Below are 16,349 nucleotides of genomic sequence, written 5' to 3'. Positions count from 1 at the left end.
CCAATCATAAAGTGGTGGATGAGTTTCTCAACTTCATCGGCGAGCAGGTTCAGACTTTGGCTACAAAAGCTAAGTGTCGGCTGGGAAGGTGGCATGGATGCTTGCTGCTCAGAAACAGCATAGCGAGGCATTGTTAAATGCAAGACTGCTATACATCATCTTCCTCTAATAGTTCTGCTAAAAAACTTTCGCCTATCGTCTATTATTCAGAAGTAAATGATTGTTCATGCGAAGGAGGAAAACGATGGCAATAGCATAAATTTTTAGCCTTGTCATGTGTTAAGCATGCAAAGCCTGATTGTCTAAGAACACCAATTATAAAAACATATTTTGCATCATGTAGTGCCTTTAGTGGGATTTAAACGTACAGCTCTGCTAAAAAATTTTGCCCTCATTGTATTGTGTTGTTTATTTTCGATAAAGGGACTACTTTATGTTAGCTGAGACGCCTAAAAACGCGAAGCAAGATCAGCAAAGCTATTCCAATAAAGACCAGATTGCCGCTCCCTCGATCACCTTGCCAAAGGGGGGAGGAGCTATTCGCGGCATCGGTGAGAAATTTGCCGCTAATCCTGTTACCGGTACTGGCTCCATGACAGTACCAATAGCTACCAGCCCCGGCCGCTCTGGCTTTGGTCCACAGCTTTCCCTCTCCTATGATTCCGGTTCAGGCAACGGTCCGTTTGGCTTTGGTTGGCGTCTTGCGCTCCCGGCTATTACACGCAGGACAGATAGAGGATTACCCCAGTATCGGGATGGTGAGGAGTCCGATGTCTTTATTCTCTCAGGCGTGGAAGATCTGGTACCGCTTCTCGTCCGGATTGGCGACCAATGGCAACGGGAGGTGGTAACACGGGTGGTGGATGGGATCACCTATCATGTTCAGGGATATCGACCACGCATCGAGGGGCTTTTTTCGCGCATTGAGCGTTGGATTGATCTGCAAACGAGTGAAATCCACTGGCGTTCTATCAGTAAAGATAATGTGACAACGCTCTACGGTAAGGATAACAATTCGCGGATCTTTGATCCTACTGATGCGATCCATCCTCAGCGCATTTTTACCTGGCTTATCTGCGCCAGCTACGATGATAAGGGCAATGCCGTTGTTTATGAGTATAAGGCAGAGAACTCAGATAACATTGATCTTTTACAGGCCAACGAGAGCAATCGCAGTGCCTCCAGACGTTCGGCCCAGCGCTATCTGAAACGTATCAAGTACGGCAATCTGACCTCGCATCTAGTCCAGCCCGATCTTTCAAAGACCGACTGGATGTTTGAGGTGGTCTTTGATTATGGCGAACACGATCTGCTTACTCCAAATCCGGTTGAGGTCCAGCCCTGGCTCTGCCGTAATGATCCGTTTTCCTTTCATCGCTCCAGCTTCGAAGTGCGTACCTATCGTCTATGTCAGCGTGTGTTGATGTTCCACCACTTTTCCAACGAGCCTGGCGTTGGGCAAGATTGTCTGGTGCGCTCCACCGATTTTACCTATCGAAACATACGCGATAATCCAGATGACCTTAAGAAAGGTCATCCAGTTGCCTCTTTTATTGCTTCTGCTACTCAAAATGGGTATAAGCGTCAGGAGGATGGTGGCTATCTCAAAAAATCCCTCCCACCGCTCGAATTTGTATATAGCCAACCAGTTATCAGCGGAAACGTTCAGGAAATCGACGCTGCCAGCCTGGAAAATCTGACCGCCGGTCCAGATGGAAAGTCTTACCGCTGGGTGGACCTGGATGGAGAAGGTGTTGCTGGTATTTTAGCGGAACAGGCAGGTGCCTGGTTCTATAAACCCAATCTGGGCAATGGCCAATTTGGACCTCTGGAGACAGTCGCGCACAAGCCCGCGCTGGCGGCTCTCGATAATGGTCGGCAACAGTTATTGAGCCTCGCTGGTGATGGTCGGCTCGATCTGGTCGATTTTTCGGGGACGACACCCGGTTTTTTCAAGCGCACAGAGGATCAGCAGTGGGAGAACTTTGCCACCTTTACCGCATGGCCGGATATTGCCTGGCAGGATGCCAATCTGCATTTCGTCGATCTGGATGGTGACGGCCTGGCAGATGTTTTGATTACCGAGCACGAGGTTCTCACCTGGTACGCGTCGCTGGGAGGGGCAGGCTTTGGTCCAGCTCAACATGTGAGCAAGCCACAGGACGAGGAGCGCGGCCCGCAACTGGTCTTTGCCGATGGCACACAGTCGATCTATCTCGCGGATATGTGCGGTGATGGCCTGACTGATCTGGTGCGCGTGCGCAACGGCGAAATTTGTTACTGGCCCAATCTGGGCTATGGACACTTCGGGAGCAAGGTCACAATGGACTCTGCTCCCTGGTTTGCAACGAGGGAACAGTTCGATCAGCAGCGCGTGCGACTGGCAGATATCGATGGTTCTGGTACAGCTGACATTATTTATCTTGGGTCGGATGCCATTCAGGTCTATTTTAATCAATCCGGTAACAGCTGGAGCCACGCACAAACGCTTAGCCCGCTCCCCCATCTTGACAAACTTTCATCGGTAATGACGGTGGATCTGCTGGGTAATGGTACCGCTTGCCTGGTCTGGTCTTCACCGCTGCCGAGCGATACGCGCAGTCCTGTGCGCTATATTGATTTGATGGGCGGCCAGAAACCTCATCTGCTGCTTTCAATCAAAAACAATCTTGGTGCGGAAACTATTATCCGGTATGCTTCTTCCAGCAAATTTTACCTTGCCGACAAGTTAGCGGGCAAGCCCTGGATCACGCGCCTGGCTTTCCCTGTCCATGTTGTTGAGCGTGTGGAAACGCGCGACCGCATCAGCGGCAACCGTTTTACCACCCGCTACGCCTATCATCATGGTTACTACGATAGTTTCGAGCGTGAGTTTCGAGGTTTTGGTCTGGTAGAGGAGTGGGATACCGAAGAACTGGCCACTCTTACTGCATCTGGCATGTTACCACCCGCTACGAATATTGATCAAAGCTCCTATGTGCCGCCTGTACTGACGCGCACATGGTTTCACACCGGAGTTTGTATCGGCAACCGCCATATCAGCCGCCAGTATGAGTATGAGTATTACCGCGAGTCCGACCTGAGTGAGGGTGTCACAGGCTTAACTGATACGCAGCTAGAGGCCATGCTGCTCGATGATAGCGTCCTGCCAACAACTGTTCGTCTGCCTGATGGCACACGATTGCCTTTTGACCTCTCAGGCGATGAGGCCCAGGAAGCCTGCCGCTCGCTCAAAGGGTCGTTGCTGCGCCAGGAAGTCTATGCGCTGGACGGTACGGATGCTGAGGACCGCCCTTATAGCGTCACAGAACATAACTATACCATTGAGATGCTCCAGCCTCAGGAGGCCAATCGGCATGCTGTCTTCTTCACCCACGCTCGCGAGGCTATCGATTTTCATTATGAGCGTACACTTTTTGAGGTGAACGGTCAGAAGTTCGCTGATCCTCGGGTCAACCATGCTGTAACGCTGGCGGTGGATGACTTTGGCAACGTTTTGCAAACGGTTGCCATTGCTTATGGTCGTCGCCATGACGATCCCGATCCGCTATTGAGCGATAGTGATCGCCAGAAACAGAAACATATCCTGCTGGCATATACCGAGAATCAGTACACCAATGCAATCCAGCAAGACGATGCCTACCGGCCGCCCCTTCTTTGCGAGACGCGCACATATGAGCTAATCAATGTCATGCCCGCTGGTAATCTACCACTGATCACCAACCTGTTTCGCCTTGACGAACTGACGCAAAAGGTACAGGATGCCTGCGATAGTCAGCATGATCTGCCCTATGAGGACATTGACGCAGCAGGTTCGCAGACCGACGTACCCTATCGCCGTTTGCTTGATTGGAGCCGCACACTTTATCGCCGCGACGATCTGAGCGGGGCACTACCTCTAGGCCAGTTGCAAACAATGGCGCAGCCCTTTGAGCACTACACATTGGCCTTTACACCAGGATTGCTTGCCACCATCTATCAACACAAAAATGGCAATGTAACAGAGGCATTGCTGCCAGATCCGGTAAGTGTGCTTGGCAAAGAAGGCGGCTACCTGAGCAGCAATGAACTCAAAGCTGATGGGCGTTTTCCAGCCAACGATCCAGACGACCATTGGTGGATGCCTTCAGGGCAGGTATTCTATTCGCCCAATCCCTCTGATACTACTGGTCAAGAGCTGATCTATGCCAGCCAGCATTTTTTCTGTGCACATCGTTATCACGATCCCTTTAGCGATACGACAATGGTCACTTATGATCACTACGACCTCTTACTCCAGGAGACCCAAGACTCGGTGGGCAATCGAATTACCGCAGGTGTTCGCGACGTTAACGGTAATGTAATCAGTAAAAGCAACGATTATCGGGTGCTTCAGCCCACTTTGATCATGGATGCCAATCGCAATCGTTCAGTAGTGGTCTGCGATGCACTGGGAATGGTTGTGGGAACGGCAATTATGGGCAAGCCGGAGGAAAATCTGGGCGATACTCTAGACGGTTTCGTAGCAGATCTAACCGATTCAGCTATTGTCGCGCATTTGCAGAATCCACTTACCGATCCCACTGGTCCACTACAGCATGCAACTGCTCGTATAATTTACGACCTGTTTACCTATCAGCGCACACAGGGCGATGTTCAGCCGCAACCCCCGGTCGTCTATACGTTGATGCGTGAAACTCACCATGCAGACATTACACAGGGCCAAACGAAGGTTCAACATAGCTTCTCGTACTCGGATGGCTTTGGACGCGAAATCCAGAAGAAGGTTCAGTCCGAGATGGGGCCATTAGTTGACGGAGCGGCTGTAAGTAGTCCGCGTTGGGTGGGTAGCGGCTGGACCATTTTCAATAATAAGGGCGATCCTGTGCGCAAGTATGAACCGTTTTTTAGTGCCACTCACCACTTTGAATTTGCTGTGGCCGTAGGAATCAGTCCTGTTGTTTTCTACGATGCGATCGGTCGTGTGGTGGCTACACTACATCCCAACCATACCTACGAGAAGGTTCTCTTCGAACCCTGGAAGCAGACGAGTTGGGATGTCAACGACACCATTCGGCTCGCACCCAAAAACGATCTCGACGTGAGCGATTTTTTTCAGCGTCTACCTGACTCCGATTATCTACCAACATGGTATGATCAGCGCCAAGATGGTAGGTTGGGCACACAAGAGCGGGCTGCCGCGCAGAAAACCGCCGTCCATGCCAACACTCCGACTCTGGCCTATTTGGATACCCAAGGGCGCTCCTTTATGACTATGAGTCACAATCGCTTTCTGCGTAATCAGGCTCCTATTGATGAGTATTACGCAACTCGCTGTATTCTTGACATTCAAGGATACAAGCGTTCGGTCAGTGATGCTCGCAATCGTATGGTTATGCGCTATGACTATGAAATGCTTGGCAAACTCATTCACCAGGCCAGCATGGAGGCGGGTGAGCGTTGGATGCTGGACGATGTCACTGGCAAGCCTATTCGAGGCTGGGATAGTCGCTGGCATAGGCTACGCACCGTATATGATGTTTTGCGTCGTCCAATTGAGGTATATTTAAGCATAAACGGCAGACCGGAGTTGCTAGTGGGCCGCACTGTCTTTGGTGAGAGCCAGCCTATACCAGAAGCAAAGAATTTGAGAGGTAAATCCTATCAGGTCTTTGATTGCTCAGGCGTAATTACCAATGGCGTCTATGACTTTAAGGGCAATCTCCTCAATATAAGTCGCCAATTTGCCAATAATTATAAGCAAACGCTGGATTGGTCAGCATCGGTGGTGTTGGAAGCACAGGTCTATACCAGCAGCACAATATATGACGCTCTCAATCGGCCTATAATCCAGACCACGCCAGACAACACGTTAATTCATCTTACTTACAATGAAGCCGGTCTACTGGAGAGCTTGGCGGGAAATGTACGAGGCGCGACTCGTACAACTGACTTTGTAGCGAATATTGATTACGATGCCAAGCGTCAACGCATCAGGATCGAGTATAGCAATGGGGTAAGCACACAGTACAAATACGATCCGCTCACATTCCGCATGACCAATCTGTACACCTCGCGAAGTACTACAACTTTCCCAGGTGACGGGAGCGATCCATCCACTCCACCTGCTGGTGTACAGAACCTTTGCTATACTTATGATCCGGCAGGCAATATCACCCATATCCAGGATGATGCTCAACAAAGCGTCTATTTCCGTAATCGCCAGATTGCTCCGAGCGCTGACTATACCTATGATGCTATCTATCGTCTGATTGAAGCCAGTGGGCGTGAACATCTCGGACAGGCTGAAGGTGGAGAACCACAAGTACCATTGCCGTTAAGCTATAATGATGCACTTCGCATCGGGTTGTTGCAGCCTGGGGATGGTAACGCAATGGGTGGTTACCTCCAGCGATACACCTACGACGAAGTTGGCAATCTTCTACAAATGTCCCACAGCAGTACCGATCCTGGTCAGTTCGGCTGGACGTGCATCTATAACTACAGCGAGCCAAGTCAGCTTGAAACAGACAAACTCTGTAACCGTCTGAGCAGTACGCAAATCAGCAATAGCCCGGCTTTGCCCCATACCTACGATGTACATGGCAATATGATGAGCATGTCCCATTTGCCGCTTATGCAATGGGACTATAAAGACCAGCTTCAGTTGACGGCGCAGCAAGTTGTGAACAACGGTGGAACGCCTGAAACAACCTACTACATCTATAACGCCAACGGGCAACGTGTACGCAAAGTTACAGAGCGGCAGGCCACTCAGGGACAGGTACCAACCAGATTGAAAGAGCGTATCTATGTGGGCGATTTTGAGATCTATCGCGAATATGGGGGAGATGGCAGCACTGTTGTTCTGGAGCGCGAGACTCTGGCCATGGTGGATGGGCATCAACGTGTTGCCTTGATCGAGACGCGCACTCAGGGAAACGATCAATCCCCACTGCAACTTATCCGTTATCAGTTCAGCAGCCACCTCGGCTCAGCCAACCTGGAACTAGATGACCAGGCGCAGATTATTACCTACGAAGAATATTATCCCTATGGGGGCACCTCCTACCAGGCGGTGCGCAACCAGACCCAAACACCTAAACGCTATCGCTATACAAGTAAAGAACGCGACGAAGAGAATGCTCTCTATTATTATGGCGCGCGCTATTATGCGCCGTGGTTAGGGCGATGGATCGCTGCGGACCCCGCGAGTATAGTAGATGGAATAAATGTCTACGCTTATGTGGGAGGGAATCCTGTAAATCTCTATGATCCTAATGGGAAGGATAAGCGAACCTGGATCAACCGAGGCATTGGTGTCTTACAAGTTGTGGGCGGTGGTTTAGAGGTCGCAGTCGGATTGGGAGGGGAAGCTTTACCAACTGGGGTGACTCAGGTATTGGGTGCTGTGGCAATTGTTCATGGAGGTGATACAGCCTGGGCCGGATTGAGAACAATCTGGACAGGTGAGGTCCAGAAAACGTATACCGAGCAAGCAGTCACAGCGGCTGCAAAAGGTTTGGGAGCGAGCGACAAAACAGCGCGGTATATCGGGGCCGGTACTGATTTCGTAGTGGGCGTCATACCCAGCGCGGGTGTGGGCCTGGCAAAAGCGGCAGCAGTGAAGAGTTTGGCGGAAGGTGGCACACAACTGGCCACCCACACTGCACCAGATGTGGCGGCGCAAACCGCTAGCCATGCTGCACCAGATGCGGCGGCGCAAACCGCTAGCCATGCTGCACCAGATGTGGCGGCGCAAACCGCTGGCCATGCTGCACCAGATGCGGCGACGCAAACCGCTAGCCATGCTGCACCAGATGCAGTCAGCCATACAGCGCCCAGTGCGGCGGCTCATGCAACTCCCAATGCCACGGTGCATGCCGTGCCAAATGTAGCTGCTCACGCTGCCCCCCGAGCAGCAGCCCAGCTTGGCGAATCTGGGCTGAGAGTAGCAGCGGTAGATACGCTTCAGAAGGCAACTACGAGGCAAAGTGAACGGTTGGCTCAGGCTATTTTGCAGAAAGATGTTGCCTTCCTGCGAAGAGCAGGTCTATCTGCCAAACAAATCAGTCATCTGCTCAATTCTTCATCACCTATAAGAGCGGCAGTTTATGGACAGGCAATGGAAAAGCTGATGCAGCGGAGCATCGCTTCCAGCCCTATGTTAAGCCGGTTATTCCGCTATGTAGCAAACATGCGTGGTATTGTTGCTGGTCGTGGCAGACCAGACTGGATTGGTCGCGGCGTCTTTCACGGTATACTTGTTGACCTGACGACAAACGCTGGTCGTGCTGCTCATTATGCACGGTCCTATGGAGAGAAAATGCTGGTTTTGACATATACCAGGCCATTTTAGTATGTATCTCATGAATGATATATTCAAATAGAAGCAGTCAAGAAAGGCATACCTATGACGCAACACAACCCAAACCTGTCGCTGAACCAGCAGGGCAACGATGTTATTTTGCTGCACAGTCGGCTGATGGACATTGGATATACCATTGCCACTTCGGAGATTCTGAATGAACTTTTTGGTGAAAGTACTTACCAGGCTGTAGTGCAGTTTCAGCAGCATGAGGGGCTGCCCCCCACGGGCGTTGTCGATGCAGCTACTGCTCAGGCTCTTGTGAACCGGTTTACTTCGGACAAAACAGTGCCCCGACCAGCTGTGTCTAGCCAGTCTCCTCTGACTCCTCACCTGGCAACTGAGAGCGCATCCTCCCCTACTGCAGCCCCGCTCCAACCGTTAGCAGGCTTTTCGGGAACACCTGAACGTATGCCAGTGCAGCCGCCTGTTGAGATTGTCAGGGATGCGCCGCTCCCTTTGCCAGTGCAGCCCGCTCCTCATCCGATTCAACCACAGCCGGGCGTCCCGGTTACGCTTCCTCCGGGTAGTGTAGTTATACCGCCTCCATCACCTGTCGTGATTCCTCCCGTGGAAGTTGTGCCACCGGCTGGTGTGGTAGTGCCGCCTCCACCAGTCAGACCTGGTGGAGGCGGTGGCGGTGTTGAGCCCCCACCAGTCAGGCCTGGCGGCGGTGGCGGTGTTGAGCCCCCACCAGTCACATCAGGTGGTTCCAATAGCCTCCAGGGCACTATCTATCTCGATCATGGCTTGCCCGCCAATGGCCTTGCCGTGCGCCTCTATAATCGCGGCTTTGGCGGGGTTGATACCCTGCTTGGTGAAACAAAAACAGGCGGGCAGGGAGCTTATGCTTTTTCTTATAGTTCGGGTGGAAAGATTGCCAATCTTGACGTGAGAGTTGTTGGAGCCGATGGCAAAGAGGTCTCAATCTCGGCTGCTCAATATAACCCTCCACAGCAAAAAGTGCTCAATCTGGTGGCGCCTGCCAGTGTACAACCGCTTGCTCCCGAATATCAGCGCCTGAATAACGATCTTAGTGCGCATCTTGCTTCATCGAGCAAGCTGGGCGATGCTCAGGAAGATAGTGGACGCCAGGATTTAACATTCTTAGCTCAGAGTACGGGGTGGGATCCCCGCCTGGTCTCTCTGGCGGCGACTGCGAATAAACTGAGTGCGACCACCAATCTTGGACAGGATACGCTGTATGCGCTTTTCCGCGCCGGGCTCCCCTCCGATGCCCAGCAACTCGCCTGGGTCGATTCGGCGACGATCCCAAAGGCGCTTGGCGCAACTAATAAAGCTGGCATTAGCAACTTTACTGATCAGCAACTTGCCGCAGCTCAAACCGCCTTCGATAATTTTGCGCGTCCGGTGCGGCTTGCTACGCAGTCTCCCGGTACAGCATCGACCTTTGGTCAGCTGCTGAGTAAATCAAATCTGGCAGCCAATGAGCAGACGACCTTTGCTGATCTTTACTTCTCTCATCAGGGGACTGGTGCTGACCTTTGGCAACAGGCCCAGGCCAAAGGTCTTGCGCAAGAGAAACTGGATACGCTGCGTACCCAGGGCAAACTGGCCTATCTGACTCTCAACAATGCCGATCTGGCTGCCTCGCTACAACAGGAAACCGGGAGCAACCTTGAGCAGTTAGTGAGCAAAGATTTTTATAAACCCGAAACCTGGAAAGCGCACCTGACCACCCTGGCTGGGAATGACAACCAGAAAATGCAGGCGCTGATCCCTCCTACTTTCAATGCCGATAACGCGCAGTCCGCCGACAACCTGGATGCCTATGCAGCTGACCTCGCCCGCAAGGTCCGAATCAGCTATCCCACCCAGGTAGTTGGGCGTATGCTGGCAAATAACGAGCTGCAGATCAACCAGGGTAAAGAGAATCAGAGCGTGCAGACGTTTTTGCAAAATGCTACGCCACTGGGTTTTACCTTGAGCCAGACTCACATCGATAGCTTTGTCGGCGCCAATCAAAATGCGGTTTTTTCTGGAGCAGCCCAGGCTCAGATCGATTCAACCGTCCAGAGTGTGAAAACCCTGCAACGACTCTATCAGATCACGCCAACAAACGAATCGCTTAAAGTCATGTTCGATCACGGCTTTACCTCGGCCCATGATGTTGTGGCCTTCTCTCCTGACGATTTTATTGATCGCTATGCCCAATTTTTCCCTTCACTGGAAGAGGCGAATCTGGTTTATCGTAAGTCTCAACAAATCACGACTGTTACATATAACTTCTTCTCGGCTGCTCAGCAGATTACCGCTACTCCTCCGATGTTTGCCGTCTCTGCCTCGTACGAGCGGCGGCAGCAGGCCAGAGATACCCTGATTAAGCAGTATCCGACGTTGGAAACGCTCTTCGGCTCGCTGGATTTTTGCGAATGTGAACACTGCCATTCGGTGCTGAGCCCGGCTGCGTATTTTGTAGATTTGCTCCAGTTCCTTGACCCACATGCCAATGTCTGGACGAGCTTCCTGAATGATTGGAAAAGTAAACACAATAATGCACCTTATCCCTTCGTGGATCAGATTTCGTGGACCGATTTTCTCAAGCAATGGCATATCACACATCCAGGCGCTCCCGATCCGGATTTGCAGCAGGCGCCCTATAACGTGTTGATTGAGCGTCGTCCCGATCTGCCATACCTGCCGTTGACCTGCGAAAATACCAACACAGTTATGCCCTATATCGACATCGTGAATGAGATCCTCGAATACTTTATCGCGCATGGCAACCTGGATCAGAATGCTGTCCATGATACCGGCAACGCCACCACACCAGAACTGCTGGCAGAGCCGCAGAACATTCTCCCCAGCGCCTATGATACCCTGAAAAAGGCCCACTATCCGCTTTCTTTACCATTTGATCTCTGGTTGGAAACGGTACGCGGTTTCTTTAACTACTATCAGATGCCATTCTGGCAGGTGCTGGATATATTCCGCCCTTCCGATGAGTTGTTTATTCCCCAGACGAACCCGAAGAGCTATTACCGCTCAGCCATCTTTAGTGAATATCTCGGCATAACCCCATCGGGGTATGCGCTTTTTACTGGCGCAAACCCGTTGACCGACTGGTTCACGCTCTACGGCTACACCGCAGAGAACGATGCCCTCGCTGCTCTACCGTCCGCGAAAACGCTCTCACGGCGTCTGGGTGTAAGCTATAAAGAGTTGATCGCTCTCATGGAGACCAGCTTTGTCAATCCACAATTGCACACGCTTGGTATTCTCTACAAACTGGGAGTGAACGCTGAGGATGTGTTCCGCTATAAGGGGCAGGCCGGCTATCGGCCCTTTACCGATGCTGAGAAGGCTACTTTTAAAAAGAAACTGGATGATCTAAGCGCAAGCTTTAGCAGCACAACTGTTGGTTTTGATGCCAGTGCATGGCTCGACTCGGCCTGGCAAAATGGCGATTTCAACTCGATCCTTGTGTTTTATGATCCCAACGCCGAGGGTAACTTTGATCTGACGACTTTGCGCTATGCCAATGGGAAGGCGGCGGAAAATCTGGTCTTTCTGAAAATCAATCTGTTTGTACGTTTATGGAAACGCCTGGGCTGGAGCATAGAAGAGGTTGATCGCGCGCTCCAGGTCTTTATGCCTCAGCATGTCAGCCCGCTGACTGGCACAAATCTCGGTTCGGCCTTTACGACGGCTCTGCTCTATATTGCACATCTTAACACGCTTGCCGGGCAGTGTAATTTGGGCCAGAACGGACGGTTGCAACTGTTGACTTTCTGGTCTGATCTTGCGACAACAGGGAATTTACCGCTTTATGCCCAGCTCTTTCTCAAGCGTAGCATTTTACAGAACGATCTCGTGTTTGATCACCCGTTGGGGTTCTACATGACGTACTTCGATACCACGACCAAACAATATCAGCCGTTTCACTGGGATAGCACCAAAACGGAGGATCCTAAAACGGGTAATGTGTCGCTGAAAAGCCACCTTAGCTCTGCGCAGGCTGCGCTCAGCCTATCGGCGGACGAGATCGGGCTGATCCTGACAGACCTGGGCAAGACGCTGGATGGTGAGCCACTGACGCTGGCAACGCTCTCGCTGCTCTATCGTTATGGCCTGTTTGCAAAGGCACTGGGGTTGAATGTACGCGATTTGATCGCTTTAAAGGCCCTTTCCGGGCTAGAGCCATTTAAGCCGCTTAGCCTCGATCCGTTGACGCAACTGGCTGACGACTATCCGCTCACCCAGACCCTGCGCTTTGTCGAAATAGTGGTAGCAGTCAAAGGTAGCAATTTCACGGTCGAAGATCTGAACTACCTTCTGCGCCACCGTTTCGATCCGGTAGGAAAATATCGGCCCGATCCCAATGCTATGCTTGCCCTGGTAAAGACATTGGCTGTCGGAATTCGTGGCATTCGCAGTGACAACGCGATTCCAACCGCCGCCAGCAGCCTGACCGACGATTTTCTGCGTCAGAAACTGGCGCTTGCGCTGCCTTCCGACGTTGTTGATACCTTCTTTGCTATGTGGGGCGGCACGATTGCCTATACCGTTACTCAAAATAATGTTTTACTAGCTGATAAGCTCAATCCAGCAGATTTTGCCCAGGAGTCGGAGATCCAGGTCAGCTATGATAGCGTGCGCCAGGCGCAGCAACTCACCTTCCGTGGCGTGCTTTTCGATGCGCAGAGAACTCAGATCGAAACTGCACATAACTCGCCCGTATTGGCTGCATTGCTTGATCAGGTGCAGGGCCAGGCTGCCAGTTTCTTCTCCAGCTACCTCCAGCCGTTCCTGGTAGTCAACGACTTCACCCAACTCTTTACTCCCCTGGCGGCTGGTTTGCCTGATACAGATAAGCAGACGCAGATGCAAGCCCGGCGGTTTCAACTCGCGCAAGCTTTCCTGCCCTACTTACAGCAGAAGCTAACCCGGCAGTTTGTGGTATCGGCGCTGGCGACTGCTTTCAATGCTGATCCAACACTTACGGAAGCCTTCCTGACCGATCCTTCTCTTTTGAGTGATCCCACCAATCCTCCCGCTCAAGCGCAGCCGGGCAATCCATTGCTTGATGCTTTTGCCTCCAGTGCGGATCGTGGAGTGACGGCTACCTTTTTTGTTTCGCAAGATAGCAGTGGAGCGCCCTCCGCTGCACCTTCATTGGTCGCAGACGTTGATACCGCCGTCAAACCCAATGGCACGAACAGCGTCCATTTTGAAGGGCACATTGAAGTTCCGACCAATGGGGCATATCGCTTCTATATCAAGTTGGGTAAGAAAGACTCCAATGCTGAGCTTCGCCTGACCGCGTTGCCTGATCCGCTGTTGCGTGTCACCGCCGGAAGTGACAATAGCGAAAGCAGCCAGTTCACCGAACTGAAAGCCGGTATCCCCTATCACTTTACCTTTGATGTTCGTGTGTTGGGAGGCGGCGATGCCTCGTTGCTCGTTCAGGGCGAAAATCTGCCCAAAGGCTCTCTCGATCGCCTGACACTTTATGCACAGAGCGCCATTGACCGGGTTACGCGCAGCTGGATTCTGATGGCTAAAACGCTGCAGTTCATTGAGAGCTTCGGCTTTAGCGAAGTTGAAGTGCGTTACCTGTTGACGCACGCCAGCGATTTTGCTCATCTCAATCTGAGCAAACTGCCCACTCAGCTTACAGATGATACTCCTGTTGGGGCTGCAATCCTTTTTGGACAATTTTTGCGCCTTGCCGAATATGCCAACTTGAAAGGTACGCTGGCAGCGAATACTGATGACCTGGTTGATCTCTTCGGCCATGCTCGTCTCAGCTATCCGGTCACCGTCAATGCTGCTCAAAGGCAGGCTACACTTTTCGATGATCTCTGCCAGCGGGTTGCGAATCTCACACGTAGAGATGTAAAAACGGTCAAGGCCGTTGCAACAGCTTTAGGTTTTACCACTAGCGTGACACCTGTTGGGATTGACCAGATCCTGATTGCCGCGCCCGACTTTACGCAGGAGCGAGGATTGCAGCGCCTCTGGAGCGCGTTGCAGGCTACAGGCACATTGGGCGTCTCAATGGATGAACTCGCTCGCTGGCTGCAGCCTGCCCCGGACTTCGCGGTGGCTCGTGATTTGCGTAATACGGTGAAAGCTCACTATGAGCCAGACACCTGGCAGCGTATCGCGCAGCCCATTTTTGACAAGCTGCGCCAGCAGCAGCGCAATGCGCTGGTGGCCTATATTATGCAGCAGCAGGGCTTTGATCTACCAGAACAGCTTTTTGAGTACTTCCTGATCGATCCAGGTATGGAGTCTGTCGTTCAGACCTCTCGCATGGTCCTGGCTATCTCGTCCGTGCAGCTCTTTATCCAGCGCTGCCTGCTTAACCTTGAAAAGAAAGTTCACCCGCTGGCTATCAATGCCAAACAGTGGCAGTGGATGAAGCGCTATCGCGTCTGGGAGGCCAATCGCAAGATCTTCCTCTTCCCCGAAAACTGGCTCGAACCGGAATTCCGCGACGACAAGACCAACCTCTTCCTTGATCTTGAGAGTTCGCTGCTGCAAGGTGACCTCTCAAACGATCTGGCGGCCGATGCCTTCTTCAACTACCTGAAAGGCCTGGAAGTGTTGGCCCGCCTCGATATTGTTTCGATGTACTGTGAAGAAATGCCGAACCCTGCTGATAACACCTTGCATGTGATCGGGCGTAGCCATAACTCGCCGCACAAGTACTTTTATCGTACCTTTGCCAATCAGATGTGGACGCCCTGGGTGCCGGTGACCATTGATATCGACGGCAACCACATTGTTGCGGTAGTCTGGCGGCAGCGCCTGCACCTGTTCTGGGTGACATTTGTGGAGAAGGCCAGGCAGGCTGATACCTCAAGCTCTACATCTAACGAGTCATATAAGGCGAGAGGTGATGAACCGATTGCCGTGAACCCAAAACAGGTTGATATGCAGTTGAACTGGTGTGAATACTTCCAGGGTAAGTGGGATGGTCGGCAGGCGAGCGATTTTGGGAACTTGTCGGATATCGGCGTCGAGAGCTTTGACCCGGCCAGCGTCTACATCTACGTCATCAAAGAATATATCAATGGTGAGGATGGTGCTGTCAATATCCATCTGAGCGATCCAATCTATAAAACCTTCAGGGTTGTCAATAAAAATAGCCAGCCGCAGGTCAATACGTTCTATTCCGGGGTGCCATATGAGCCCTACTCGCATAACGGCATCAACGCGACCAGGTACACGGATAGTGACACCTCTAACGGTGAGCTAGATATAAGCTATACGCAGAGTATCGAAGTTTCCAACATGAGCAACTTTCCCAGGGTTGTGAATGTGAACAAAGCCATTCTCCAGCAGGGCAGTGACTATGCTTTACTCTTTGCCAGCAATCCGCCGCAGTCTCCTATCCTCAATGAGGAGCGGCGGTCGCTAGACTGGCTTGGCTGGTTTGACTCGCAGTTCTTGATCGAGACTCTGACACGCCCATTTTTCTATCAAGATAGCGAGAACACGTTTTTTGTTGAGCCGACCATGACTGAAACCACCATTGAGGAATGGGACTGGTGGGTGATTAAGTATCCGTGGTCCAATACCCACCTCAATGCCGATCAATGGTGGCAGAACCTGGTGCTTCAGCCATCAGTGCCGATAACCTTCCGCGTTCCGCCAATTGAGGCTATCGATCCAACAGCTCTCTATCAGTTGAAGCCAGTGCAGGACTGGGTTACTAACCAATCGACGGTGCTGCGCTATGGCGATCACCTCGTGGGCCAGAGTGGTGGGTTGACGATCGTTAAGCAGCCATTGAGTGATCGTATAGGCACACTGAGCACTGGTATTCAGTTGAAGCCGGTTGCGCCGGGTTCCATCTCCAACATCGTAAATGGCGGGCATGTGCTCAACGGTGGCATCCTGCACGCTGGAGGTGGAGGCCTCAATCTTATTGATGCCAATGGCCTGACCAAGGGAGCTTTGAAGAACGTGCAGTTTGATCAGCATATGAATGGCATAAGTCGTATAGCTGAAAATATAAACACGCGGTAGA

The 16,349-nt window shown here is 51.9% G+C and carries 2 protein-coding genes; both read left to right on the top strand.

What is annotated here, in order from left to right; translation table 11 throughout:
• Positions 1-433 precede the first annotated feature (433 nt).
• A complete protein-coding gene (locus tag AABA21_RS05550; RefSeq protein WP_338248000.1) occupies positions 434-8,338 on the top strand; it encodes a SpvB/TcaC N-terminal domain-containing protein in 7,905 nt (2,634 codons plus the stop codon).
• Between the two features lie 54 nt (positions 8,339-8,392).
• The gene (locus tag AABA21_RS05545; RefSeq protein ID WP_338247999.1) at positions 8,393-16,348 is read left to right on the top strand and encodes a neuraminidase-like domain-containing protein; all 7,956 of its coding nucleotides are present in this window, start codon (positions 8,393-8,395) and stop codon (positions 16,346-16,348) included.
• Position 16,349: the final 1 nt, after the last annotated feature.

The sequence above is a fragment of the Dictyobacter halimunensis genome (genome assembly GCF_036245075.1).
Note: the sequence above shows the minus strand (reverse complement) of the source record. Positions and strands in the feature narration are given on the sequence as shown.

What these genes read in the sequence shown, in the direction of transcription:
- AABA21_RS05550 (WP_338248000.1), top strand. Translation starts at nt 434, where the DNA reads ATGTTAGCTGAGACGCCTAAAAACGCGAAGCAAGATCAGCAAAGCTAT.
- AABA21_RS05545 (WP_338247999.1), top strand. Translation starts at nt 8,393, where the DNA reads ATGACGCAACACAACCCAAACCTGTCGCTGAACCAGCAGGGCAACGAT.